Origin of the sequence: Natronorubrum sp. A-ect3 (genome assembly GCF_041821125.1) — an archaeon.
In the GTDB taxonomy this organism is placed as follows: domain Archaea; phylum Halobacteriota; class Halobacteria; order Halobacteriales; family Natrialbaceae; genus Natronorubrum; species Natronorubrum bangense.
In genome coordinates this window covers 260637-283347 of sequence record NZ_JBGUBB010000002.1, presented here as the reverse complement: position 1 = coordinate 283347, position 22711 = coordinate 260637, and the positions used below count along the sequence as shown (strand labels likewise).

Here is a 22711-nt window from a genome sequence, read left to right as displayed (position 1 = left end):
GTCACAGCGGCGAGTCCCTGCCGATGGATAATGACGCGGCTCGTGCGGACTCGAGGCTGTCGTTCGGCGATGGAGAGGTTCTCTCTATGAGTCGTGAGACGCGCGAGATCGCTGCTGAGGATGTCTGTATCCTCATCCCGACGCTCGACGAAGCGGCCACGATCGGCGACGTTATCGACGGCTTTCATCAGGAAGGCTACACGAACGTGTTTGTCGTCGACGGCGACTCCGAGGACGAGACACGTGAGATCGCCCGCGAGCGCGGCGCACACGTGCTGGTCCAGTCCGGCGACGGCAAAGGACAGGCCGTCCGCGAAGCCCTCGAGTACGTTGACGTCCCCTACGTGTTGATGCTCGACGGCGACGGGACCTACGATCCGGCCGACGCGGATCGGATGCTCGAGCCCCTCTCGCGCGGATACGAACACGTGATCGGTAACCGGTTTGCCGATATGGACGACGATGCGATGAAGGCGTTGAACGGGTTCGGAAACCGGGCGATCAACAAATCGTTCCGGTTCATTCACGGAGCCGACTACGACGACATTCTCTCGGGATACCGGGCGTTTACCGTTGATTCGTTCGAGCGGCTCTCGCTCGATTCGGACGGCTTTACGATCGAGACCGAACTCGCCGTCGAGTGTGTCAAACACGGAATCGAGACAACGGTCGTTCCGATCAGTTACAGCGCCAGACCGGAGGCATCGGAGACGAATCTCCATCCGGTCAAAGACGGTGGAACGATCATCCTCGCGTTGTACTCACTCGCGAAAACGAACAACCCGCTGTTTTATTTTGGTAGCCTCGGCATCGGCGGCATCGTCTCTGGTGGTCTCATCGCGTCATACGTCCTCTGGCAATGGGTCCAGCACGGGCAAGGACACGAAATTATGGCGATGGCAGCCGCGGCGGCTATCCTGCTCGGCGTCCAGTTGCTCATGTTTGGCGTGCTCTCGGATATGCTCGTCACGCTTCATCGTGAGCAGCGACGCCGTCTCGAGCAGATTACGCGCGCGAATCGGGAGCGAGACGACGAAAAATAACGTCAGAACGGAAGCATCGATCGAACCTGCTGAAAGACGCCGCCGGAATGCTCCCGTCGGTACTCCTCGAACGGCTCGTGGAGCGCGTTGAGCAGTTCCTGGCGAGAACGAAACTCCGACGTCTCGACTTCCTCGAGCATCGCCCCCAGCGCGACATCGTTTCCGTGGACGTCGTAGGGGATTTGCTCGTGGCCGAGTTCGGCGGCGACATCGTCTTTCGTCGCCGGAAACGAGAGATCTGCTGTTCTGAGGTGTGCGTCGATAGCGGCGATACCGAACTCGACGCTCTCGGGTTCGTCGTCGTCTCCGTTCGAGGGTGGCCGGACTCCCATACCGACCGGTAGGATGTCCGATAGCAAAACCGCTACGAAGACTGTCGCGGAGCCCACGCGGTCGACACGCCTTTGGCGCCGGCGACGGAGTATGGCGTATGACAGAGTATACGACGGTTTCGATCCCGAAAGATCTCGCCGACCGCGTCGAGGACACGATCGAAGGAACCAGCTTCCAGAGCACGAGTGACCTCACTCGGTTCCTGCTTCGCAGTATCGTCATCCAACACCAGAAGCAAGGCAAACTCACGGAAGCCGAGTTCGAAGAAATCACCGAACAGCTTCGGGGCCTCGGCTATCTCGAGTAACGTCGGGACAGCGTCTCTCATTGGGGTCTCGAGCCACTACTGGTCTCTCAAAATCGATGTATACCTCGAGGGGCCGCGACAGCCCCGCGAGTGACTTGTCTGCAGCCGATCGACTGCGACACTGAACCCTCAAGCCCGATTACTTTCTGTCTCGAGGCGTCTAGTTTCCGAAGGAGGTCGGAATGCATGCCACACGTTCCGGATTTTCCATCACCGTCGGACGACGAACAAGACCGGCAAGAGTCGAACCGTGGGAGCATCATCGATCGGATACTCGACGATGATCGCTGGCCGTCGACACGCGGGGGTTGAGCCACCACCGAGTTCCTGTCTCGATCGGTACCGTCTTCCCGTCGTTCATTTTTCTCGACCGAACGAAGCGTGTGTGTCAGCCCGAGAGCGACTGCTCTGGTGGGCTCGCGTCGATGATTTCGAGTTGCTGGCGCTTACCGCGGCGGTCAAAAGCAGCGAACGACCGCTCGTCGAGGGTCCACGGTGGGACAGCGACAAAGATCACTTCGGCGAGATCGTCGCGCCTCGTGACCTCGAGTTCTCGGACCGGGTGGGAGACGAACTGGCCTTGAGCCTGCCGTGCGGGTGTCGAGAGATCGACGCCGAAGACGGCGTTGACCGCGTTTCCAGGATCTGGAAGGTAAAAGTCCGTAAACACCGGTGTTTCAGGTGGGATCCCGGATTCAGCCCCCTCGAGCTCGCCCGCGGGCGTGACCGAGACACCGGTCGTCACACGGTCCGGGTCGGCGTCGCTGGCCAGATCGAGCAGGACGTCGGCGAGGGCGCGCGTGATGTAGACCATGGTGATCGTTTTAGGCGCGGCTCGTAGTTATATGTATGCCACACGAGCGCCGCCAGAAATCGAGCGGATCAGTACGAAACCATCGTCGTAAGACAGCCTAGATGGGCAAGAGTTGGCGAGCCATTCCCGCATACAGCAGTGGCGTGCGCCGGCGTGAGTTTGCAAGCGCGTCCTCGAGGGCCGTCGCAGCGTCGGACATGACACCGTGGCCGTGGCCGACGAGCACCCGCTCGGGTGTAAACTGACCCAGTTCCGCCCGCGGTGGGATGGCCCGTCGCATCGGATGGACACCGAGGCGTTCGCTGCCGGCGAGAAAGTACGCCGCCCTCCCGACCGATTCGGGGACCACCAGGGTTCCGTCGGCCGGGTTGTAGAGCGCAACTTCCTGCCAGAAGCGATTGTTGACGACTGTCTGGACCTCAATGCCAGTATCCGAAAGCGTCCGCGAAAAGCGAGCAACGGGCGCATCGAGCTCCTCGGAGACACCCTCGAAGAAGTCAGGGAGAAAGACCGGCACGTCGTGGCGATTCGCAATCGCTGCAGCGTCGCGCTTGTGACGGTCGAGTAAGACGACGACACCAGTCACCTCGCCGAACTCGGCGAACAGGTCGTCGATCCCGTCGGCGTCGACAGGATCGATAACCCAGACCTTGCCATCGATCTCGAGGGCGTGGCTCGCCCGCTGCATCCGTTCGTCGGGGTGGGCAATCCAGCCGACACCACCGTCAAAGCGGTCGATCTCGCGGAAATCCGTCGCACGCTCGTCGACACGGAATGTCATCTAGCAGTAGTATGGACGCGCGGTGTATAAACGTGTAGCCAACAGGGGCAGGGAGCCGACTGGCCCCGCCAGAGCATCTATGCCCCTCCCGGGAGTACGAACAGGCATGCTCACTGGGCTGTCCTGGCTCGCTCTCGAAGTCAAGTCTCTCGAGCGAGCACGTACGTTTTACGAGGAGACGCTGGACCTTTCTGTGACGACACAGCGAGACGACGAACTCGTGTGTGGGGCGGGCGAGACCGATCTGATCCTTCGCCGTCCCGACAGGTTTCCCCGTGGTGGCCTCCACACCCACTACGCGTTCTCGATTCCCCACGCGGAGTACGACGACTGGTGGGACCGGCTGAGCGAGGCGTACGATCTGGAGGAGGCCCAGTTCGGTTCCGTCAGCTCGCTGTATCTGTACGATCCCGACGGGAACTGCGTCGAACTCGGCCAACAGGACGTTTCAGGGCCGGGCATCGACGGCATCTTCGAGGTCGTCCTCGAGGTCGAATCACTCGAGCGTGCGGCGTCGTTCTACGCCGATCTCGGGTTCGAGACGGGTGATGTGGGTGGCGACCGCGAACGCGTCCGCATGAACGGCCCGATGGCGCTGGAGCTCTGGGAGCCACAGCTAGGGATCGCCGACGCTCGCGGCGGTGTCCACGTCGACCTCGGGTTCGAGACCGAGGATCCGAGGGCGGCGCTCGAGGCCATTTCGGATCGCGTCTGTGCCGTCGAACGAGAGACGGATGAATCGGTCGTTGTTCGCGACCCTGACGGGCACTTTCTGACGTTTACAGGCGCTCAGTACTGACGTCGACGCCCGGCGGAGCCACGAGCAGAAAGCCCCGGAAGTGGATCAGACTGCCACCCGACTCCTTGACATCGCGGGCAAAGCCCGACGCTAAGTCGTTGACATCGCCCTCGACGTTGAGGACGAGCAGGTTCCCCTTCGAGATCGCCTCGAGCCACTCCGCTGCCGGCGTCGTTCCATCCAAGACGCCGAGGATCACACTGCCTTCGATCTCGAGTTCCTCGTCGATGTGTTCCTCGACCGCACGGAGGTCGAGGTCGAAATCGCTCATACCGGGTGGGTCGAACCGGGATGAGAAAAACGTTCGCCTCAGCCGGGCGCTCGAGTCGCTCGAGATTGCCGGGCAAACGTCAATGGGAACTCCATCGCAAGCAGTCGAACGAGTTCAGACATCGAACAAAGCTGACCCACAGGAAGCGTGCCTGCTGGGCGGTTGACTGCTCACGGGGTTCGCAGTAAAGGACCACCCTCTCCGGTCTGAACGCTGTGGGACGTTCCGGGCTGCAACTCACAAGCTCAAATCGTGTCGGGACCGACGTGCTTTCCGCTCACAGATTTGTTCGCTGAAAAACAGTCCGCCCTCCCCGATTTGAACACCGGAAGACGGTCGCCTCGCTTCGCTCGGCGCTACGTCTTCCGAGCCCTCGTTCGCTTCGCTCACGAGGACGGGGGACAAGTCGATCTACGGTCGACTGCAAATTGGCTGGAAAGCGAGTCTTTCAACCCGATTTGAACAGGTGAGAGACGTTCTGGGGTGCTCGCTTGCGCTCCTGGACGTGCGACTCTCATGTTCAAACCGACCCAGGATGGGCCTGTGACTGCTCACATTGTTCGAAACAAAAGTCCGCCCTCCCCGATTTGAACGGGGGGCAAGTCGATCTACAGTCGACTGCTCTACCAGTCTGAGCTAAGGGCGGTTGCACTTCAACGTAGCCGCTCTGGATAACATAAGAGTTGTTATTTTCGACGGAAAAAGACGCTGCCGTCAGCCGAAATGGAAGAATGATTGATATAGGTGGAGTATCAACAGGGATGATAACCCGCAGATGAGCAAGATCACGTTCCGCGCCGACGATGCCCTCGTCGAGCAACTCGAGACCCTCGAGATTTCGAAAAGCGAAGCGATGCGGGAAGCGCTGCGCGCGTATCTCGCTAACAGCGGCCCAACTCGAGGAAGGGAGCGTGAGCGACGGGCCGAATCCACACGGCCGGAGACACTCGACGAACTCGTTCGGGATCACGTTGACGAACTGCTCGCGGATCGACTCCACGAAATCGACCTCGAGTCGGCTCCGGATCGATCGACTCGAGTCGGCGATCACACAGCCGCGGATGCTCACACACGACCACACGATCGCGAGATGTATGACACAGCCGATCGCGAGCAGCCCCGTGGCCAACAGTCGAACAACGACGGGCCACAAACACACTGTGAGCAGTGTGGCGAACACGTCGACGACGACCACGTGTACTGTCCAAACTGTGGCGAGAAGACCTCGAGACGGCTATTCTGCGAGTGTGGCGATGAAATCCGATCCGACTGGTCGTTCTGTCCCAGCTGTGGCCGTCGGACGCCAGCTGCAAATGTGTTGAGCCGAGACAGTCACTCATAACGACTGGTGTAAGACACAGAAAGTCGTATTCGACGAAAGTTTTATTGCCCATGACAGTATTCCACTTAGTCGCGTAAGACGGTTGTCTTACAACGATCGGCAAACGCCGAAAAACGCCCGATGTCGGGCGGTTACGGTGTAAGACACGCCGCGTCTGACAGGGGCGCGCCGCCGTCTTACTCTACAGGGAATACAACCATGGAGCGTGTGACACTGCGAATTCCGAAACAGCAGATCGAGGAGGTCGAACAGTTAGTCGACTCGGGCGAGTTTCCGAACCGGAGCGAGGCGATCCGGTCGGCCGTCCGTGAAATGATCAACGAACAACAGGACGGGCCGACCGAACAGTCCGGCAAACGAACGTGGGCCAAGGTGTAACGATGCAGGATATCGTTCAAGACGCACTCGAAAACGCGGAGCAGGAGTCCCGAGAGATGGACGCCGACATGGACGACGATGAGTTCGGCGATCCACGGATCGTCATCGTTGGCTGTGGCGGTGCGGGTAACAACACGATCAACCGGCTGTATAACATCGGCGTCGACGGTGCCGATACCGTGGCGATCAACACGGACAAACAGCATCTGAAGATGATCGAGGCCGACACGAAGATTCTGGTCGGCAAGTCGCTCACGAACGGGCTCGGCGCTGGCGGCGATCCCTCGATGGGAGAACGTGCGACCGAGATGGCTCAGGGAACGGTCAAAGAGGTCCTCGGTGACGCAGACCTCGTGTTCGTGACCGCAGGCATGGGTGGCGGGACCGGGACCGGTGCCGCCCCCGTCGTCTCCGAAATCGCAAAGGAGCAAGGTGCAATCGTCGTCGGAATGGTCTCGACACCGTTCAACGTCGAACGCGCCCGCACGGTGAAAGCCGAAGAAGGCCTCGAGAAACTGCGCGACCAGGCCGACTCGATCATCGTGCTCGACAACAACCGGCTGCTCGACTACGTCCCGAACCTCCCGATCGGCAAGGCGTTCTCGGTGATGGACCAGATCATCGCCGAAACGGTGAAAGGCATCTCGGAGACGATTACCCAGCCGTCGCTGATCAACCTGGACTACGCGGACATGTCCACCATCATGAACCAGGGTGGCGTCGCCGTCATGCTGGTCGGTGAGACCCAGGACAAGAACAAGACCGACGAGGTCGTCAAAGACGCAATGAACCACCCACTGTTGGACGTCGACTACCGCGGTGCTTCGGGTGGACTCGTCCACATCACCGGCGGCCCAGATCTCACCCTCAAAGAGGCAGAGGGCATCGCCGACAACATCACCGAGCGCCTCGAGGCCTCGGCGAACGTCATCTGGGGCGCGCGTATCCAGGACAACTACAAAGGCAAGGTGCGAGTTATGGCGATCATGACTGGCGTCCAGAGCGCACAGGTGCTCGGCCCAACCACCCAGAAGCAAGCCGACAAGTCTCGCCAGAGTATCGAAGGCGTGCGAAACACCGACTTCGACGCGAGCAATCACATCGAGGACGGCGGCTCCAACGTCGGCGCGCACAGTGACGGCGGCCGCGAGGAACTCGAGAAACAGAACGGCGTCGACGTGATCCGGTAATCGGCACACGGTAGCTGACACACCACCCGCCGCACGCGGCACTTGACACACCACCCGCCGCACGCGGCACTTGACACACCACCCGCCGCACGCGGCACTTGACACACCACCCGCCGCACGCGGCATGTCGTGTCGCTACCGAGACGGCTCGTTTTTGCCGTTCTCGTTTTTTTCGTGGACAGATACGGAGAGGGACAGCAGTCGGGTCCAGAGACATCGCTGTCTGACAACGGTCAGCGGTCACTCAATCACACTGTGTGGCTCGTCGTCGAGACGACGGTTTTTGAGCGTGCCCTCCGTATGGCTCGTACGCTCCGATAGTCGATCTCCCCTCACACGCATGCACGCACTCGTCTTTGCAGCCGGCCGTGGCACCCGTTTACGGCCGTATACGGACGCGACACCGAAGCCACTCCTCGAGATCGATGGCAACCCGTTGCTCGAGCGAACACTCAACACAGTCGTCGACGCTGGCGTCGAGGCAATCGTCATCGTGGTCGGCTACCGTGCGGATGAGATCATCGATGCCATCGGGACCGCGGTTGACGACGTCCCAGTGCGGTATGCCGTCCAAAACGACCAGCGGGGGCTTGCCCACGCGGTCTGTACGGCGTTCGAGGATGGCTACGGCGTGACCGATCCCACAGCGTTGTCCGACACGCACCGCGATGCCGTTCCCGACGACGTGGTGACCGTTAACGGCGACAACGTCTTTGACAGCGACTGCACGCTCTCGAGACTGATCGACCGCCACCACGAGCCGGGCGTTGACGGCACGCTCTTGCTCGATCGTGTCGCGAGAAACGAGGCCGAGACGGCGGCCCGCTGCGTGCTCGACGACGACGGAACGGTTCGGTCGCTCGAGTCAACGACCGATGCCGAGTCAGGCGTCATCGCTGCCGGCGTCCAGACCCACGACGCTCGCGCACTGTTTCGAGCCTGTCAGACAGTCGACCGAAGCGACACCGGCGAGTACGAACTGACCGACGCCCTCGAGTCACTACTCGCCGGCGGGAGGCGATACGTCGGCGTCGAACTCGAGGGCTGGCACCTGAACATCAACACACCCGCGGATCTCAATCGAGCACGAAACGTACTCGAGAAACCACAGTAAGACGGCCACTCATACTGCCGGACAAAACTATTCACGAACCGATCGTACGCGAACGATCGTCGCCGAAGGCGACGAGCCGTGAGACGCGATCGGGCGTTTACTGACTTTTGTCTGGCAGTATCACATCCCGAATTAGACGAGCGACTCGAGCAGCGAACACTTCCGACAAATATCACGGGTCGTCGTCGAGCCACACTCGGCACACGCCTGTAAGTCGGCGCCGTCATCGCCACTGAACTCGTCGGACAGGATGCTGGCGAGTTCTTCGTAGCCCGAGAGAATCGAGTGACGCGTCCCGGGATGGTTCTCTTCGAGCCCGTAGAGGAGCTGTTGGATCTCGCCACGGTAGGCCTCACTCGAGTGGGGACACTCCGTGATGTGGGCGGGGAGGTCGTTGAGGTGGGCATAGAGGGCAACCTCTTTTTCGGGGACATCTCGGAGGGGTTTCGCACGCGGGACGAACTCATCCTGTTCGTCGCGTTCGGAGAGCGGCCCGAGGCTGGCGTCGAAGTGTTTCGCCATCTGTTCGACGTCGCCCTCGAGGAAGTTCATCAGCGCTGACTGGGCCTCGTCATCCAGGTTGTGGCCCGTCAACAGGAGGTCGGCCTCGAGGTCTTCGGCGTACGTCGAGAGGAGATCCCGGCGAAAAACGCCACAGTAGGCACAGGCAGCCATGTTTTCGGGGTCGTCCTCGACGACGTCGTCCATCCGGACGCCGAACTCCTCCTCGTAGCTGACGACTTCGTGGCGAATGTCAAGATCGTCGGTGAGGTCGAGACAGGCCTCGAGGCTCTTGTCTCGGTAGCCCTCGATCCCCTCATGGATCGTCAGTCCGATAAGCTCGATACGGGGATCTTTGGCGAAGGTATCATGGAGAATCTGCGTGAGGACAACGCTGTCTTTGCCCCCAGAGAGGCCGATCACCCACGTCTGTGGGTTTTCGGGCGTCACGTCGTGTGGGACGAGATCGTCCCGACGCACGCGGCGGCGCACCCGTTTTTCGACCGACTCGCGGAAGTGGTCCGCACAGAGATGCGCCCCGGAGTAGGCAGCGTGCATGACTGCTTCCTCGGGACACCGGTTGCAATCCATTGTGGTCAGCTTACCGACGAACGCGTATGTCCGTTTCGTCTCTTCGTCGGTTCAGCGGGATCGTCAGGCCGGAACGGGCTCTTCTCCGCTCGTCTCGTCTTCCTCGACGGCGTCGGCACCGTTCTCGAGGGCAGCAAGCAGCGTGTCGATATGGTGGTCGCGGCTCACGGAGGAGAACAGCTCGTGACCGCCGTCGTAGAGGACGACGTGTTCAGCAGGCACCCGCTCGCCGATCGGAGCCAGACTGATGACGGGATCGCGCAGTGAACAGAAGACGACCGCGTCGTGGTCGATCGTCAGCAACTCGGCTTGGGCTCGGCGGGTTTCGCTGACGAACGCCGGCGACACCCATCGCGGTGTCGTCGCGATCTGGTGGTCCGTTGCCTTCTCGCCGAGTGCCGCGCGATCCATTTCGCCGATCGGCAAACATGGGAACGTCGTTGGCAGTTTCGATACCACATCCAACAGTGGGTCCGGATACGCCTCGCTGTATCCCCACCACGGACTCAGATAGACGTGGTTGTCCGCGCCGTCTAGCGCCTGAGCGATGAGTGCACCCGCGCTGTGTCCCAGCAGCTGGTAAGACTCGAGGTCGACGACGTATTCGGCGATTGGCTCGAGCCAGTCGGCTTTGAAGTCCTCGATATTCGTCGGGAGTTCGAACGCATGCACACGGTAGCCGGCGTCAGTCAGCTTTCCGATGAGCCAACTGACGTTCTCGTGGGTCCAGCGGTTTCCCCAGCCCATGACGAACACGAGATCTGCGTCGCCGTCCTCGCCGAAGATTCGGTGTCTCATAGGATTTCGTTCACCCGGAACGGATAAAAAAGGTGCTCTCCTGACACGAGTTGCGGCCGCAACGCGAGTGGGCCGCCGATGACGAGACAACGGCAGAAAATGGGACACTCGTTCACAAATAGCTTTCCGAGCGGCCACACGAATCGAACCCATGTTCGATGCCCTCAGAGCTCGGCTCTACCGGCTGGGGTTCAATCTGTTTCCGGCCTATCGTGGGACTGGCGGCCGCGTGACGTACGTTGCACCCGACTGGCAGGAAGTCCAGATCAAGCTCCCGCTGTCGTGGCGGACACGCAACTACGTCGGGACGATCTTCGGCGGCAGCATCTACGCGGCTGTCGATCCGTTCTACATGATGATGCTGCTGAAAACGCTCGGTGACGAGTACGTCGTCTGGGACAAGGAAGCCGAGGTTCGATTCAAAAAACCTGGCCGAGAGACGCTGTACGCGAAATTTCGACTCTCCGACGAAGAACTCGAGGCGATTCGGACCGAACTCGAAACCGAGGGTACGGAGTCGATCGACCGCCACTACACCGTCGACCTCGTCGACGCCGATGGAACGGTCCACGCAACCGTTCGAAAGACTGTCTACATTGCGAACGATCGAGACGCATAGACAGGCTGCCCGTGGCTGCGGGCATGGCTCGAAGAAACCGTTTTGCGACTCGAGACCTCACATCCGCCAATGAGTGGCTTTGATCGCCGTGACGCAGTCGATCGGCTCGAGGAATTGGTCGACACCGTCGAAGCGGACCGAATGCCCGTCCCGGTGCGGGAAATCTGGGCGTTCGGCGATGTCGCACTTGGCGTCGACCCCGTCGACCGGCTGGATATCTACCTGACCAAAGACATCCTCGTGCGAGACGACAGCGAGCCCACCCCTGGTGAGACCGACGCAAGCGAGGCGTACGACGTCGACGGCGTCGGGCAATCCGTTCGCGCGGACTGGGCCGCCGCCTACCCCCACCATCTCCGGGCGAACGCCAACGGCCACGCCGCACCCGAGAAATGTCTCGCGGCCCACCTGCTCGGCGACGACGAACCGATTCATCTCGAGGTCTGTAACGCCTCATTCGAGGACAACGTCACCCAGCGGCTGCGTGGCGCGACACTGCGCGAGGACTACACGCAGTTGCTCGACCCGCGCGGCGTCTGTCTCTGGGCCGATGGCACTCGAAGCGAGGAGGCATTCCGAAAACTCCGCGAGAGCGAGTTAGCGCTGCCGACGCTGTCGGCTGCCCTCGAGATGCTCGGCCTCGAGAGCGAAGCGGCCACAGCGGCAGCACAGGAACTCCACGCCTGGCGTGAACAACAGGACGGAGTGACGGTCCGCGGTGACGTCGTCTAACGCTGTGGAGCCTGCTCGAGCGAAGGGGTTCTAGAGCCATCACTGTCGAGTGGGTGTCGGTCGCCATCAGTCTCGGCCGACGACGCGCTCCGTGCATCGACGTTGGCGACGAGTTCCTCGAGCACGATGACAACGGATTTTGCGCTCCCAGCGAGTGTCCTCGTATGAGCGTCTCGTCGGTTCTGCAGCAGCTCCGTTCGCCCCGTGCCGCGATGCTTGCCAATCTCGCGCTCGTGATGACGGGATCAGTACTTGCCCTGTTTGGCGTGGTCGACTTGCTCACCGGCGTCGTGATCGTCGGGCTCGGATTCGCAGGCATCGTCGTCTCGCTGCTGGGCCAGCAAGACAGTCAGGAACACGAATAATACGGATCGGTGTCCCGTTATACCGGTGATCGCTGTCCCGTTCGAGCGATCATCGGGAACGAATTACAACAGACCGTCTGCGTCGAGTGTCGGACAGCGCTGTCAGACAACTCGGCCAACAGTGACAAAAAACGGCACGGCTTCCTCACGACGGTACTCCTGTGTTTCCATCTGGGCGATGACGTCCCGGCCCATCTGTCGCCACGAGCCACGGAGGTCGTCGTACGCCGACTCAGTCAGCGGTCCAGCGAGCAGCGTCTCGCGGTCGTCGGCCAGTCCCGCCCCAGTTGCCTTGCGCCGGGCTGCGAGCAGCGCTCCCTCGCTGTAGGGCGGTTCGACGGTTCGGACGTGGTCGTATCGGCGTGTCTCACAGACCTCGAGTTCGGCCGTCTCAAACGCGTCGCGAGCATCGGCTCCGAGGGCGACATTCGTCGGGACGCCCTCGAGATAGGCCTGTCGCGCTCGTCGTTCGAGCGGTCCTTCGGCGTCGACACTCGAGTCGACCTCGACGGCGGCGTTATCGGGTTCGATAGCGGCGACGCAGTCGCTCGAGACGCGGGCGAACTCCCTGAGGGCGGCCGCCGGATCAGGGAGGTTGATCAACAGCGCCTGACAGACCACGAGGTCGAACGTATCGTCGGGAAACGGGAGTCGAAGCGCGTCGCCGGCGACGACCGGGACGTGGTCGCGGGCCGCCACGAGCAGGTCCGGATCGGCATCACAGCCGATCACGTCGGCCGACGATTCGGCCTCGAGCACGCGGCTCAACTCGCCGGTGCCACAGCCGACGTCGAGAATTCGCTCGTGGGACTCGAGGGCGAGCGGGGCAAGCGCCTCCCGAGAGTCGTCCCACATCCCCTGGCGGGTCCGCTGAAGATAGTCTTCGGAGAACTCGCGCACGAGATGTCGTTCGGCCGTCTCGAGTAAAAGCGGGTCGATTCTTAGTTCCGACCCAGCTCTCGGCCCACGGCGAAAAGCAGGATAAGGCCGACCAGGATCATCGACCCCTGTGCGACCGCGGCGACAGTCGAGTCGACGGCCCCGCCGGTCAACAGCGCGATCACGTCGGAAATCCCACGGACAGAGCCGACGACGCCAAGCAGGGCGAGTACGCCGATCCCGATGACGGCAAGGCGGCGTCGCTCTGTCTGGCGACCCACGACACCGAACCCAGCGATGATGACGCCGAAAACGGCCGGGATGAGTGCAGTAATACTCGCAAAGTCCGAGACCACGTAGGCGGCGATGCCGACGACGACGAGGACCGCGCCGAGGACGATCCCGAGCGTGGACGTCGTTTCAGCTGTGTCCATACGCGTATTCATCGGCGAGTTGTCCTATAGCTTCCCGTTAGGACAGTCGAAAAAAGACGGTCGCGCCGAGCGAAGGTTACTCGCGCAGTTCCCGCACTTTCTGGATGTTCCACGCGAAGCCGCGGCCGTCTTCAGTCGGCGTCTCGAGTGCGAACGGCAGTTCGCGCAGGTCGGGGTGGTTTACGATCGCTTGCATGCCGTCCTCGCCGATGTAGCCCTCGCCGACGTGGGCGTGTTCGTCTTTGTGCGTGCCGACGTCGTGTTTCGAGTCGTTGAGGTGGAGATATTTCAGGTACTCGAGGCCGACTTCGTCGTCGAAGCGGGAGACGGTCTCGTCGACGGCCTCGGGCGTCGTGAGGTCGTTACCCGCGACCAGCGTGTGGGCCGTGTCGATACAGATGCCGATGTCGGTGTCGGTGCGGTCGATGATCCCCGCGAGATGAGCGAACTCGCCGCCGAGTTTCGTTCCGCTACCTGCGTCGGATTCGATCAGAATCTCGACCCCGTCGGGCACCTCGAGTTCGTCGATCAGACTCGCCGCGTTGTCGAGGCCGCCCTCGACGCCAGCGCCCGTGTGCGCACCGAGGTGGACGTTGACGTAAGGGACGTCGAGCCGCTCGGCGGCATCGAGTTCGGCCTGCATGCTTTCTTTGGACTTCCGGCGGAGGTCGTCTTTTGGCGTACAGAGGTTGACCAGATACGAGGAGTGAATCACCCACGGCCCCTCGAGGTGTTCGTCTGACTCCGCTCGGAAGCCCTCGGCAGCCTCGTCGCTGATCTCGGGTTGGGCCCAGACCTGCGGTGAGGTAGTAAAGATCTGTCCGCAGTTGCCGCCGAACGCGAGTTGGCGATGAACCGCGTTCCGAACGTCGTCGTACGGCGGTGTTTCGTCATCAGAGGAGACGCGCGAACCGGAGATCGAAACGTGTGCACCGATCTTCATAGCGTCTCGTCAGTACCGATCCCTGATAGGGATACCGGAGCGACTCGAGGGACACACACGGTCTGCTGTACCGAGTGACCGTCGATCACCAGCGGCAGGGTCGGTGATCGGTGGGACATGACGACAGGAGTCCGTATCAGTAGTCGCCACTGACAGTCACAGTCCACGTGAGTGCACACGGCCGTGCAATGGTGTGAGCGTCGTGACTATGGAGCGTAGTTGTCTGGAAAATGTCGTCATACAAAGTCGCCGTCAGGCGACGGAGATGCCGATATTACTCGCGGGTGACGTTCGTCGCGCGGGGACCCTTGGGGGCCTGTTCGATGTCGAATTCGATGTCTGTGCCTTCCTCGAGGTCCGGACCGCCAACGTCTTCCATGTGGAAGAAAACGTCATCGTCCGCGTCGTCCGTCGAAATGAAACCGTAGCCGCCTGTGTCGTTGAAGAAATCAACGTTACCTTTCGCCATTACAAACAAATGTACACCCGATACACGGATAAGACTTGCGAGGGTCGCGGTACCACGAGCACAGTCCTGTGAGAGAGTTACACGCATTCTGCCCCCTCATCGCATGACGGACCCGCAACGTGTACCACTCGGTGCGGCCGACGGATGGTCGCAGATGCGGTAGAAATGACTTCTAGGAGACTGTACGGGTATTTCCTGGGTTCTCATGGCAGGTCCACTCATACCAACCTCGAGACGGAATAAAACCCGTTTCGCCCGGCCGTTCTAGGGACGGACAATGAGTACGAGCCACCTGATCGGACTCGTCGGCAAACCCGCTGTCGGCAAGTCCTCCTTTTCAATGCCGTCGTCAGAGCGCCGATCTGACGGGCCGCAGAATCGCAAGCGATTCTACGACGGCGACGATAACGACGTGCCCGTGTGATCTGCTCGTTTACGGTACGACGCTGTCGATGATCTGACACGGATCGTTGTCTCTGTTTCTCGGTACAACTGAAAGACGGTCGCAGATGGGGTGGAAATGGCTTCTAGGAGACCGTCCGAGTACTTCGAGGGGACTCATGGCAGGTGTACTCATATCACCCCAGCGACGGAACAAAACCCGTTTAGCCCGGCCGTTCCAGGGATTGATAATGAGTACGAGCCACCGGATCGGACTCGTCGGCAAACCCTCTGTCGGCAAGTCCTCCTTTTTCAACGCGGCGACGATGAACGACGTGCCCGAAGGGGCCTATCCCTTCACGACGATCGACCCGAGCGTGGGCGAGGCCTACGTCCGCGTCGAGGACGCCGCACCCGAGTTCGACGAAACGTCGACCCCGAGCGTGGGCTACCTCGACGGAGACACCCGCTTCGTTCCGACGAAACTCGTCGACGTTGCGGGGCTGATCCCCGGCGCACACGAGGGGAAAGGCCTCGGCAACCAGTTCCTGACCGATCTAAACGAAACCGATGTCCTGATTCACGTCGTCGACTTCTCCGGGGAGACCGACCTCGAGGGCGAATCTACCGAGGGACACGATCCCCGAAGAGACATCGACTTCTTGGAGGAGGAACTCGACCAGTGGTATCTCGGGGTCCTCGAAAAAGGGATCAACCGATACGAGTCGGGTTACACCACCGAAGACGACGCCATCGAGGAGGAACTCGCAGAGCAGATGAGCGCGTTCAAGACGAACGAAGACGAGATCAAACGCCTCATCCGCCGCGTCGACGTCGGCTTCGAGCCCGAGGAGTGGGACGACGATGACAAACTCGAGTTGGCGCGCGAGATCCGCAAGGAGACCAAGCCGATGGTGATCGCAGCGAACAAGATGGACAAGCCACAGTCCCAGGCGAACTACGAGGAGATCACGTCGGACCCAGAGTACGAGCACCTGACGATCGTTCCCTGTAGCGCCCACGCCGAGCGCGCGCTCAAATCCGCCGACAAAGCCGGCGTTGTCGACTACCGTCCCGGTGACGGCGACTTCGAGATCACGGGTGACGTCTCCGGTGAACAGGAAGAGGGCTTAGAACAGATCCGGGAGTTTCTCGCCGAATTTGGCTCGACAGGCGTCCAGCCAGCACTCGAGACCGCGCTCTTCGACGTGTTGGGCGTCGTGTCGGTGTTCCCCGGCGGCGCGAACGGCCTCGGGAACGAACGCGGCGAGGTCTTGCCCGACTGTTATCTGATCCCGGAAGGGTCGACCGCGGAGGACTTCGCGTACAGCCTCCACTCCGATATCGGCGATGGCTTCCTCCACGCCATCGACTGCCGGAGCAACCGACAACTCGGCAAGGATTACGAGGTCGAGCCCCGCGACGTGATTGAAATTATCACGACGAACTGACCGACGACACGTAAAATCGGATCGACCGCCTCCTTATCGCCGCCAGATCAGTCGATTCGCAAGGTCGTCGAGGCGACTCGAGAGCTCCCCGAGCCAGGCGCTCGGCGACAGGCTCCGGAGCTGGTCCTCGTCGACTTCGATCCGCGCGTCGCCGTACGGATCGCGGGCAGCCCGTTCGTCGGCGTCTCGGTCGCTGTTCGCGACGTCGACGGCGACCGACATCGAACAGCGACCGCACGCCTCACGTTCCTTTGGCATATGTGTTCGTCTCAGTGTACGGACTCCCACTGCTTAACTGCTGGCACAGCCGACTGCGACCGCAGTGGCGACGGACTTTTACTCGCGACGTGGCATCACCACACATGGACGACGACGAGTCCGCCACGGAGTCTGGCGAGATGGCGGCCGACCGGCGGACAGGCGAGCGCCTCGAGGGGGTTCCCGACTGGGACGACGAGTACGTCGACCGGGTGAGCGATCGGCTCATGCACAACTACGACCTCGAGAAGGATTTCGCCGTCGAGGGAGAACAGTTCACGCTGTATGGAACGATGGAGCTGGTGAGCAAGAAACATTTCCTCCATCCGGCACTCTCGCTGGCGGAACACGAGTCGACTGAACACCTCTTTGTCAGGCAAGTCGACCGCGTCGACGACCGAACACTCGATCGGTTCGTCGAACTCGGCGAGCGACTGGCTGATGAGTGGATCGAACCTGACGAAGAACACTTCTGTACGGAGTTTACGTTCGTCGCGGTTACAGCTTCGATTCCAGAATCGATCGCTGAACGCGTCGCCGGGTTCGACGGGCGAACACTGCTGAAATACGGCTATCACGGCCATTACGAGATCAATCTGGCCGTCATCGCTCCCGACAGCAAAGAGCTGGTTGCGAGCGACAACGCGGACGTTGCGACCGCGTTCCGTCTCTGGGATCCGATCGAGAAGGACGAGCCAGGGCTGCTCGGGCTGCTCTCGCGGCGACTGCAGCTGTAGTAGCCACTGACCGTCAAGACACACCTGATCGGACAGTTGGCGTGCGATCAGTGTGTCAATTGTTTCAGCTGTTGCGATACGATCGACACCGACAACACGGTACTCCCTTGTCTGCATCGCGAGACAGCTGCGTGTCTTGAGTCGGTCGAAGTCGTCAAAAAACAGCGTCGATGCGGTTGAGGATCGCGACCCGAAGTCGCGATTAGTCGTCGTCAGTACTGACGTCGGCGGCGAGTCCGCTGTCTGTGTCACCAGCTGCCGTCATGTTGTCGTAGCCGATCTTGAGTAGCGACAGCGCCAGCCAGATGAGGGTTGCGATGATAACGATCTGGACGACGGCCGAAGACTGACCGAGCAGCGATGTCTCCGCTTCGGCGGTAATACCGAGCAGCCGCCCGCCAAGGATCGTATAGAGTGCGGTCCAGGTGAGACCAATGACAGTGATGAACGCCATCAAAATCATCGGGCCACCGGTAGAGACCAGCTGTTTGGACTTGTCCCAGTTTGCGAGCCAGACGGTCCCGGTCAGCAGCGCCAGCGACGCCAGCAGCTGATTTGCGCCGCCGAACAGCGTCCACAGGTCCTCCCACCGACCGCTACCGAGCAGGAAGAACGCGAGGACGGCGATAGCCGTCGTGTTGACGTACCGGTTTGCCGCATACGACTCGACTGGCGTCTCCGGCGTTCCGACGATCTCCTCTAACATGTACCGGCCCAGACGGACAGCCGTGTCCATGCTCGTCAGCAGGAAACTCGCGAGCACAAGCGCCATGAACGGCACGGCGTACTCGAAGGGGATTCCGAGGGCGGTGAGGATTGCGCCACCGCCAGTCGCGAAGTTCGGCAGTGCGAGCCCGATTCCGCCGGTGTCGGCCGGGATTGCGACGATCGTCACCGCACAGAGGGCGACTGCAGCCAGCAGTCCCTCTGCGAGCATCCCACCGTAGCCGATGAGTTTGGCGTCCGTCTCCTTGTTCAGCTGCTTGGCTGTCGTCCCCGAGGACACTAGCGAGTGGAAGCCGCTGATGGTCCCACACGCGATGGTAAGGAACAACAGCGGGAGCAAGGGCATGAGCGGGAGGGACTCGGCGAGCGGGCCACCCTGTCCGAGGAAGCCGTACCAGGCCCCAGTCGTGATCTCGAAGCTCAGTTGTGCATCGGTTTCGGGGTGGATGGCGTCGCCCCCCATTCCGGTAATGTACGTGCCGACGATGACCGCAAGCAGGCTCCCACCGACTCCCGTGTACAGAAGGAACGACGAGAGGTAGTCACGTGGCTGCAACAGCATCCAGACCGGCAGGACGCTGGCCGCAGCGCCGTAAACGAGCATCACGAGCACCCACGCACCGATGTTCGCACTCCCGAGCAGTTCCGGGAAGAACGACGTCGAATCGAGCAAGACGGTCGTTCCGGCGGCGTAATCGCCGGGAACGATCGCGAGCGGGTACTGAATACCGACCCAGACCGAGCCGAACACGCCGGCGACGAAGATGACTGTCCCAACCGAGAACGGCAGTCCCAGCTGGTAGAGCCAGATGCCGAACACGAACGCGAGTGTGACATACAGGAGACTCGCGGTTGCCGCCGATGGGAACGCGTTGAACACGACTGCGATGACGAGTGCGAACACCGCCACAACGAGGATCGTCAGCAAGAACGCAAACCACAGTAGCATGTTCTTGCCGCGTTCACCGACGTACTCACCGATGATGTAGCCGATCGACTTCCCCTTGTGTCGAAGACTGCTCGACAGCGAGATGAAGTCGTGGACCGCACCGAGCAGCGGGTTCCCGATTGCAACCCACAGCACAGCCGGGATCCAGCCCCAGATCAGTGCGGCCGTGATCGGTCCGACAACAGGCGCGCCGCCTGCGATACTTGAATAATGATGCCCCAGTAAGACCGGCTTCTTCGCCGGTACGTACTCCTGTCCATCTTGGTACTTGTGTGCTGGCGTCTCTCGACTGTCATCGAGCCCCACGAACTGCGAGAGGTACCGCCCGTACACGATGTACGCGGTGGTAAACGTCACCAGCACCAGTGCCACGATCCAAATTACACCTGCCATGGTATTGTCTCTCTAGACGTGCGACGAACGGGAGGAATATAAATATAATTCATTGACGTTCTGCCTATTTATATTCTCACTCTTAACCCGTGTTAAAATGGCCATACGTGTAAAAGTGCAGCAATTTTTGGGTAGAAAGTTGTCGAAATGCCAGTTCCGTAAGATGATTGAGGTCCCGGCTCAACTCGCCCGCGGCTCGTCGCCGACAGAAATCTCGAGGTCGCCCGCGACGTCTTCGAGAATACTCCCGCGGACTTCCTCGACGCGTGTCTCGATCGTCGCGACCACCGGCGTGTCGAACGCAGTCTCGATGTACTCGAGTCGGTCGCGTTCGGTGTCGACCCGATCCCGGAGGTAGGTCGCACCGCGGCCCTCTTCGTGAGGTTCCGGTTCGGGCGTCAGACGGTTGACGACGAGTCCGCGAACGGGCAACTCGGCGTCGGACAGCGTCTCGAGTGACCGGCTCGTCTCCCTGATCGAGAGTTCGTCAGGGTTCAAGACGAGATAGAAGGCGGCATCGTCGCGCAACACCTCGCCAGCGTACTCGAAGCGTTCCTTGCGCTCCTGGAGGCGCGCGAGGATCGGGTCGCCTTCCATCACGCGCCGTGGCTCTTGTTTGCCGATCGCGGCCTTCTCGAAGAGATCGATGCTGCGCTCGCGTTTGTCCATCAGCCGCTCGATCCAGCGCTCGAGGAGGTCCGGCAGGGCGAGCAGTCGCAGCGTCGAGCCGGTCGGTGAGGTGTCGAAGACGACCCGATCGTAGGGGTCGGCGTTTCGCATCACGTCGACGAACCGATCGAACAGCGCGGCCTCGTAGGCGCCGGGGGTCTGGTGGGCCATCTCGAGTTGGATGTCGACTTCGTTGACCATCGCCGCGCTGAGTTGGGAGTTCAGCTGCCGTCTGAGATCCTGCAGGTGGTCCTGGACCTCCTGTTCCGGATCGATCTCCATCGCCGAGAGCCCGTCGTATCCCTCGACAGATCGGGGCTCGTCGGCGAACTCCTGGTCGAAGACGTCGGCCGTGCTGTGTGCTGGGTCCGTCGAAACGACGAGCGTCTCGAGACCAGCGTTGGCACACTCGAGCGCATAGGCGCTCGAGACGGTCGTCTTGCCGACACCGCCTTTGCCGCCGAAAAAGGTGAACTGTGCCATCGATTAGAAATGATACTGGTGGCCCTTGCGCTCGATGACCGATTGGCGGTCCCACATCCGCCGCTCCCAGGACTGATACTCGTCCTCGAGATAGGGCAGGAGTTCGGCCGTGTAGTACGAGACGGGGCTTGGAATGCCAAAGGCGTCGGGGAAACACGCGAGCATGAACGCGTCCTCTGTATCCTCGGCTTCGGCCTCGATCTTCTCGTACGCTGGATGCGTGAACATCCCATGATAGAGTCCGCGAAGCCACTCCTCGAGCGTGGCGCGGAAGGATTCGATCCGATCGGCGAGTGTCATCGTCGGTCATGCTCGGGCCCGGAGACAAAAGTATGTCGCGTCCGGGCCGCTCGTCAGACGGGTGTCTGCCGAACAGTTACCAGTGTCGACCGCGAACGGTGACATGCCTACCGGTTCCCACCACAGTAGCCGTTGCCACACGGGCACACGGCGTCACGACTCGGCACCGTCACGGTGTCGTGAAAACGGGAGCTGGTGGTGTGTCTTGCGATGCCAATGCTCCCGTGGGTAGCAGTCGAAACTGCGGGCTAATAACAGCATCGGATACTGACAGTCCACTCATCAGTCACCACGTAGACGGAAGTCACTGCCGCGTGACACACGGTGTCGAAGCAGTGAGACGACGCTTCTTTGCGCTCGAGTCACAACCACTCGGTATGCACTCAAACGAGATCCCCGTCACCGTTCTCTCTGGGAGCCTCGGTGCGGGCAAAACAACGCTGCTCAATCACCTCCTCGAAAACGCCGGCGGCCGTGACCTCGCCGTGCTGGTCAACGATATGGGATCGGTCAACGTCGACGCTGACCTAGTCGCCGACGGCTCGGATCTCGACACTGGCGGCGTCGCCGAACTCTCGAACGGCTGTATCTGCTGTGAACTCCAGGACGACCTCGAGACCGCGGTCGTCCGACTGGCCCGTGAACGATCGTTCGACCATCTGCTCGTCGAGTCTTCGGGGATCTCCGAGCCCGAACCGGTCGCACGGCTGTTTACGACCGCTTCGCGGGTCGCAGCCAGCTACGAGATCGATGCGCTCGTGACTGTCCTCGACACACGGCTCTTTCTCGATACGTTCGCTGGCGAGGGCGTTCCCGAACGCCGCGGCGAGGGGACAGACGGCGACGACGAGACACGCCCACTCGCGGATCTGCTGATCGAGCAACTCGAGGTCGCAAACCTCGTTGTTCTCAACAAGACAGATCTCTGTGAGCCGTCGGAACTCGAGGAGGCAGAGACACTCGTTACGGCACTCCAGCCTGAGGCCGAGACGATCCGAACGGAATTCAGCGCAGTCGATCCCGACCGTCTCCTCGGGGTCGAACTGTTCGACGCCGGCCGAATGGGCGAGTTAGCTGGCTGGCAGCACGCGCTGGCCGACGAGCACAGTCACGACCATGCTGATGACGAGCACGACCACGACCATCACAGTCACAGTCACGACGACGACCACCACGAACACGACCACCGCCACCCTGACGAGCGCTACGGCGTCGACTCGTTCGTATTCCGTGCGCGCCGGCCGTTTCATCCCGAGCGGTTTGCGGCGTTTCTCGAGGCCCTCCCCTCGAGTATCATCCGATCGAAAGGCATCACGTGGCTCGCCGGTCGAGACGTCAAAGTGGACGTCTCCCAGGCTGGGCCGTCGATTCGAGCGAGCGTCAGAGGACCGTGGATCGCCGCACTGCCAGCGATAAAACAAGATCTGTACCGGTCCAACCGACCCGACCTCGACTGGCACGACGAGCACGGCGACCGGCAGACAGAACTGGTCTTCATCGGCACCGACACTCAGGAGACGGCGCTGCGGTCGGCACTCGAGGACTGTCTGGTTACGGACGAAGAGTGGGACCAGGCGGCCGCCCTCGAGAACCCGTTTCCGAACGACGAGGACGTGGACGTGGTGCTTCGGGAGCCCTGAGAACCAGCGCCCACCGACGAT

General features: G+C 61.2%; 28 protein-coding genes and 1 tRNA gene. 14 read left to right on the top strand and 15 right to left on the bottom strand.

Annotation, left to right across the window (positions count from 1 at the left end; translation table 11 throughout):
• Positions 1-23 precede the first annotated feature (23 nt).
• Positions 24-1043: an S-layer glycoprotein N-glycosyltransferase AglJ gene (gene aglJ / locus ACERJA_RS08060; protein WP_373607704.1), complete on the top strand. Its 1020-nt coding sequence runs from the start codon at positions 24-26 to the stop codon at positions 1041-1043.
• A gap of 2 nt (positions 1044-1045) precedes the next feature.
• On the opposite strand, the gene ACERJA_RS08055 is transcribed toward aglJ, so the two are convergent.
• A complete protein-coding gene (locus ACERJA_RS08055; protein ID WP_006064758.1) occupies positions 1046-1375 on the bottom strand; it encodes a hypothetical protein in 330 nt (109 codons plus the stop codon).
• 98 nt (positions 1376-1473) lie between these two features.
• Here ACERJA_RS08055 and ACERJA_RS08050 point away from each other — a divergent pair, with 98 nt between their 5' ends.
• Positions 1474-1683, top strand: a complete 210-nt coding sequence (locus tag ACERJA_RS08050) for a ribbon-helix-helix domain-containing protein (RefSeq protein ID WP_006064759.1) — start codon at positions 1474-1476, stop codon at positions 1681-1683.
• A 388-nt stretch (positions 1684-2071) separates the two neighbouring features.
• Here ACERJA_RS08050 and ACERJA_RS08045 read toward each other — a convergent pair whose 3' ends face one another.
• Both ACERJA_RS08045 and ACERJA_RS08040 read right to left on the bottom strand, forming a co-directional pair.
• Positions 2072-2497 (bottom strand): hypothetical protein, encoded by a 426-nt coding sequence (locus ACERJA_RS08045; RefSeq protein ID WP_373607703.1) that lies wholly within the window; start codon positions 2495-2497, stop codon positions 2072-2074.
• Between the two features lie 97 nt (positions 2498-2594).
• Positions 2595-3278: a hypothetical protein gene (locus ACERJA_RS08040; RefSeq protein ID WP_373607702.1), complete on the bottom strand. Its 684-nt coding sequence runs from the start codon at positions 3276-3278 to the stop codon at positions 2595-2597.
• Between the two features lie 106 nt (positions 3279-3384).
• Here ACERJA_RS08040 and ACERJA_RS08035 point away from each other — a divergent pair, with 106 nt between their 5' ends.
• Positions 3385-4077 carry a VOC family protein gene (locus ACERJA_RS08035; RefSeq protein WP_373607701.1) on the top strand — a complete coding sequence of 231 codons (693 nt, stop codon included), beginning with the start codon at positions 3385-3387 and terminating at the stop codon, positions 4075-4077.
• On the opposite strand, the gene ACERJA_RS08030 is transcribed toward ACERJA_RS08035, so the two are convergent.
• Positions 4058-4348 (bottom strand): DUF5779 family protein, encoded by a 291-nt coding sequence (locus ACERJA_RS08030; RefSeq protein ID WP_006064763.1) that lies wholly within the window; start codon positions 4346-4348, stop codon positions 4058-4060. The two genes, ACERJA_RS08035 and ACERJA_RS08030, sit on opposite strands and share 20 nt — an antisense overlap.
• A 572-nt stretch (positions 4349-4920) precedes the next feature.
• Positions 4921-4994, bottom strand: a tRNA-Tyr gene (locus tag ACERJA_RS08025).
• Between the two features lie 129 nt (positions 4995-5123).
• Here ACERJA_RS08025 and ACERJA_RS08020 point away from each other — a divergent pair.
• The 4 genes from ACERJA_RS08020 to ACERJA_RS08005 all read left to right on the top strand — a co-directional run bounded on the left by ACERJA_RS08020 (position 5124) and on the right by ACERJA_RS08005 (position 8372).
• Complete coding sequence (locus ACERJA_RS08020; RefSeq protein WP_373607700.1) at positions 5124-5690, top strand: zinc ribbon domain-containing protein; 567 nt, start codon at positions 5124-5126, stop codon at positions 5688-5690.
• Between the two features lie 198 nt (positions 5691-5888).
• Positions 5889-6068, top strand: a complete 180-nt coding sequence (locus ACERJA_RS08015) for a ribbon-helix-helix domain-containing protein (protein ID WP_006064765.1) — start codon at positions 5889-5891, stop codon at positions 6066-6068.
• Between the two features lie 2 nt (positions 6069-6070).
• Positions 6071-7258, top strand: a complete 1188-nt coding sequence (ftsZ, locus tag ACERJA_RS08010; protein WP_006064766.1) for a cell division protein FtsZ — start codon at positions 6071-6073, stop codon at positions 7256-7258.
• A gap of 340 nt (positions 7259-7598) precedes the next feature.
• Positions 7599-8372 carry a nucleotidyltransferase family protein gene (locus tag ACERJA_RS08005; RefSeq protein WP_373607699.1) on the top strand — a complete coding sequence of 258 codons (774 nt, stop codon included), beginning with the start codon at positions 7599-7601 and terminating at the stop codon, positions 8370-8372.
• A gap of 132 nt (positions 8373-8504) precedes the next feature.
• Here ACERJA_RS08005 and ACERJA_RS08000 read toward each other — a convergent pair whose 3' ends face one another.
• Both ACERJA_RS08000 and ACERJA_RS07995 read right to left on the bottom strand, forming a co-directional pair.
• A complete protein-coding gene (locus ACERJA_RS08000; RefSeq protein WP_373607698.1) occupies positions 8505-9464 on the bottom strand; it encodes a TIGR00269 family protein in 960 nt (319 codons plus the stop codon).
• Positions 9465-9527: 63 nt separating this feature from the next.
• Positions 9528-10262, bottom strand: a complete 735-nt coding sequence (locus tag ACERJA_RS07995; RefSeq protein WP_373607697.1) for an alpha/beta fold hydrolase — start codon at positions 10260-10262, stop codon at positions 9528-9530.
• A 151-nt stretch (positions 10263-10413) separates the two neighbouring features.
• On the opposite strand from ACERJA_RS07995, the gene ACERJA_RS07990 reads away from it, so the two are divergent.
• The 3 genes from ACERJA_RS07990 to ACERJA_RS07980 all read left to right on the top strand — a co-directional run bounded on the left by ACERJA_RS07990 (position 10414) and on the right by ACERJA_RS07980 (position 11978).
• Positions 10414-10881 (top strand): DUF4442 domain-containing protein, encoded by a 468-nt coding sequence (locus tag ACERJA_RS07990; protein ID WP_373607696.1) that lies wholly within the window; start codon positions 10414-10416, stop codon positions 10879-10881.
• A gap of 69 nt (positions 10882-10950) precedes the next feature.
• Positions 10951-11613 (top strand): hypothetical protein, encoded by a 663-nt coding sequence (locus ACERJA_RS07985; RefSeq protein WP_373607695.1) that lies wholly within the window; start codon positions 10951-10953, stop codon positions 11611-11613.
• 164 nt (positions 11614-11777) lie between these two features.
• Positions 11778-11978 carry a hypothetical protein gene (locus tag ACERJA_RS07980; protein ID WP_373607694.1) on the top strand — a complete coding sequence of 67 codons (201 nt, stop codon included), beginning with the start codon at positions 11778-11780 and terminating at the stop codon, positions 11976-11978.
• 102 nt (positions 11979-12080) lie between these two features.
• Here the strand turns inward: ACERJA_RS07980 and ACERJA_RS07975 are convergent, their stop codons facing one another.
• The 4 genes from ACERJA_RS07975 to ACERJA_RS07960 form a co-directional block, all read right to left on the bottom strand.
• On the bottom strand, positions 12081-12878 hold the full coding sequence (locus tag ACERJA_RS07975) for a class I SAM-dependent methyltransferase (RefSeq protein ID WP_373607693.1): 798 nt from the start codon (positions 12876-12878) through the stop codon (positions 12081-12083).
• Between the two features lie 41 nt (positions 12879-12919).
• The gene (locus ACERJA_RS07970; protein WP_006064776.1) at positions 12920-13291 is read right to left on the bottom strand and encodes a hypothetical protein; all 372 of its coding nucleotides are present in this window, start codon (positions 13289-13291) and stop codon (positions 12920-12922) included.
• Between the two features lie 76 nt (positions 13292-13367).
• Complete coding sequence (locus tag ACERJA_RS07965) at positions 13368-14234, bottom strand: deoxyribonuclease IV (RefSeq protein ID WP_006064777.1); 867 nt, start codon at positions 14232-14234, stop codon at positions 13368-13370.
• Between the two features lie 274 nt (positions 14235-14508).
• The gene (locus ACERJA_RS07960; RefSeq protein ID WP_008160330.1) at positions 14509-14703 is read right to left on the bottom strand and encodes a cold-shock protein; all 195 of its coding nucleotides are present in this window, start codon (positions 14701-14703) and stop codon (positions 14509-14511) included.
• 277 nt (positions 14704-14980) lie between these two features.
• Between ACERJA_RS07960 and ACERJA_RS07955 the strand changes: the two genes are divergently transcribed.
• Both ACERJA_RS07955 and ACERJA_RS07950 read left to right on the top strand, forming a co-directional pair.
• Positions 14981-15127 (top strand): hypothetical protein, encoded by a 147-nt coding sequence (locus tag ACERJA_RS07955; protein WP_006064779.1) that lies wholly within the window; start codon positions 14981-14983, stop codon positions 15125-15127.
• Positions 15128-15335: 208 nt separating this feature from the next.
• Entirely contained in the window at positions 15336-16535 is a 1200-nt protein-coding gene (locus ACERJA_RS07950; protein ID WP_373607692.1) for a redox-regulated ATPase YchF, read from the top strand.
• Between the two features lie 33 nt (positions 16536-16568).
• Here the strand turns inward: ACERJA_RS07950 and ACERJA_RS07945 are convergent, their stop codons facing one another.
• On the bottom strand, positions 16569-16793 hold the full coding sequence (locus tag ACERJA_RS07945) for a hypothetical protein (RefSeq protein ID WP_373607691.1): 225 nt from the start codon (positions 16791-16793) through the stop codon (positions 16569-16571).
• 104 nt (positions 16794-16897) lie between these two features.
• Here ACERJA_RS07945 and ACERJA_RS07940 point away from each other — a divergent pair, with 104 nt between their 5' ends.
• Positions 16898-17530, top strand: a complete 633-nt coding sequence (locus tag ACERJA_RS07940) for a hypothetical protein (RefSeq protein ID WP_373607690.1) — start codon at positions 16898-16900, stop codon at positions 17528-17530.
• A 202-nt stretch (positions 17531-17732) separates the two neighbouring features.
• Here ACERJA_RS07940 and ACERJA_RS07935 read toward each other — a convergent pair whose 3' ends face one another.
• The 3 genes from ACERJA_RS07935 to ACERJA_RS07925 all read right to left on the bottom strand — a co-directional run bounded on the left by ACERJA_RS07935 (position 17733) and on the right by ACERJA_RS07925 (position 21050).
• A complete protein-coding gene (locus tag ACERJA_RS07935; protein ID WP_373607689.1) occupies positions 17733-19598 on the bottom strand; it encodes a carbon starvation protein A in 1866 nt (621 codons plus the stop codon).
• 180 nt (positions 19599-19778) lie between these two features.
• Positions 19779-20750, bottom strand: a complete 972-nt coding sequence (locus ACERJA_RS07930; protein WP_373607688.1) for an ArsA family ATPase — start codon at positions 20748-20750, stop codon at positions 19779-19781.
• A gap of 3 nt (positions 20751-20753) precedes the next feature.
• Entirely contained in the window at positions 20754-21050 is a 297-nt protein-coding gene (locus ACERJA_RS07925) for a hypothetical protein (RefSeq protein ID WP_006064785.1), read from the bottom strand.
• 377 nt (positions 21051-21427) lie between these two features.
• Between ACERJA_RS07925 and ACERJA_RS07920 the strand changes: the two genes are divergently transcribed.
• A complete protein-coding gene (locus tag ACERJA_RS07920) occupies positions 21428-22690 on the top strand; it encodes a GTP-binding protein (protein ID WP_373607687.1) in 1263 nt (420 codons plus the stop codon).
• The last annotated feature ends 21 nt before the right edge of the window (positions 22691-22711 follow it).

Bases quoted from the DNA above. Each gene is read 5' to 3' on its own strand.
- aglJ (WP_373607704.1), top strand. From the start codon at position 24: ATGGATAATGACGCGGCTCGTGCGGACTCGAGGCTGTCGTTCGGCGAT.
- ACERJA_RS07935 (WP_373607689.1), bottom strand. From the start codon at position 19,598: ATGGCAGGTGTAATTTGGATCGTGGCACTGGTGCTGGTGACGTTTACC.
- ACERJA_RS07960 (WP_008160330.1), bottom strand. From the start codon at position 14,703: ATGGCGAAAGGTAACGTTGATTTCTTCAACGACACAGGCGGCTACGGT.
- ACERJA_RS08030 (WP_006064763.1), bottom strand. From the start codon at position 4,348: ATGAGCGATTTCGACCTCGACCTCCGTGCGGTCGAGGAACACATCGAC.
- ACERJA_RS07925 (WP_006064785.1), bottom strand. From the start codon at position 21,050: ATGACACTCGCCGATCGGATCGAATCCTTCCGCGCCACGCTCGAGGAG.
- ACERJA_RS08055 (WP_006064758.1), bottom strand. From the start codon at position 1,375: ATGGGAGTCCGGCCACCCTCGAACGGAGACGACGACGAACCCGAGAGC.
- ACERJA_RS07940 (WP_373607690.1), top strand. From the start codon at position 16,898: ATGGACGACGACGAGTCCGCCACGGAGTCTGGCGAGATGGCGGCCGAC.
- ACERJA_RS08040 (WP_373607702.1), bottom strand. From the start codon at position 3,278: ATGACATTCCGTGTCGACGAGCGTGCGACGGATTTCCGCGAGATCGAC.
- ACERJA_RS07955 (WP_006064779.1), top strand. From the start codon at position 14,981: ATGAGTACGAGCCACCTGATCGGACTCGTCGGCAAACCCGCTGTCGGC.
- ACERJA_RS07970 (WP_006064776.1), bottom strand. From the start codon at position 13,291: ATGGACACAGCTGAAACGACGTCCACGCTCGGGATCGTCCTCGGCGCG.
- ACERJA_RS08015 (WP_006064765.1), top strand. From the start codon at position 5,889: ATGGAGCGTGTGACACTGCGAATTCCGAAACAGCAGATCGAGGAGGTC.
- ACERJA_RS07920 (WP_373607687.1), top strand. From the start codon at position 21,428: ATGCACTCAAACGAGATCCCCGTCACCGTTCTCTCTGGGAGCCTCGGT.
- ACERJA_RS07930 (WP_373607688.1), bottom strand. From the start codon at position 20,750: ATGGCACAGTTCACCTTTTTCGGCGGCAAAGGCGGTGTCGGCAAGACG.
- ACERJA_RS07985 (WP_373607695.1), top strand. From the start codon at position 10,951: ATGAGTGGCTTTGATCGCCGTGACGCAGTCGATCGGCTCGAGGAATTG.
- ACERJA_RS07965 (WP_006064777.1), bottom strand. From the start codon at position 14,234: ATGAAGATCGGTGCACACGTTTCGATCTCCGGTTCGCGCGTCTCCTCT.
- ACERJA_RS07995 (WP_373607697.1), bottom strand. From the start codon at position 10,262: ATGAGACACCGAATCTTCGGCGAGGACGGCGACGCAGATCTCGTGTTC.
- ACERJA_RS07980 (WP_373607694.1), top strand. From the start codon at position 11,778: ATGAGCGTCTCGTCGGTTCTGCAGCAGCTCCGTTCGCCCCGTGCCGCG.
- ACERJA_RS08005 (WP_373607699.1), top strand. From the start codon at position 7,599: ATGCACGCACTCGTCTTTGCAGCCGGCCGTGGCACCCGTTTACGGCCG.
- ACERJA_RS07950 (WP_373607692.1), top strand. From the start codon at position 15,336: ATGAGTACGAGCCACCGGATCGGACTCGTCGGCAAACCCTCTGTCGGC.
- ftsZ (WP_006064766.1), top strand. From the start codon at position 6,071: ATGCAGGATATCGTTCAAGACGCACTCGAAAACGCGGAGCAGGAGTCC.
- ACERJA_RS08045 (WP_373607703.1), bottom strand. From the start codon at position 2,497: ATGGTCTACATCACGCGCGCCCTCGCCGACGTCCTGCTCGATCTGGCC.
- ACERJA_RS07990 (WP_373607696.1), top strand. From the start codon at position 10,414: ATGTTCGATGCCCTCAGAGCTCGGCTCTACCGGCTGGGGTTCAATCTG.
- ACERJA_RS07945 (WP_373607691.1), bottom strand. From the start codon at position 16,793: ATGCCAAAGGAACGTGAGGCGTGCGGTCGCTGTTCGATGTCGGTCGCC.
- ACERJA_RS08020 (WP_373607700.1), top strand. From the start codon at position 5,124: ATGAGCAAGATCACGTTCCGCGCCGACGATGCCCTCGTCGAGCAACTC.
- ACERJA_RS08050 (WP_006064759.1), top strand. From the start codon at position 1,474: ATGACAGAGTATACGACGGTTTCGATCCCGAAAGATCTCGCCGACCGC.
- ACERJA_RS08035 (WP_373607701.1), top strand. From the start codon at position 3,385: ATGCTCACTGGGCTGTCCTGGCTCGCTCTCGAAGTCAAGTCTCTCGAG.
- ACERJA_RS08000 (WP_373607698.1), bottom strand. From the start codon at position 9,464: ATGGATTGCAACCGGTGTCCCGAGGAAGCAGTCATGCACGCTGCCTAC.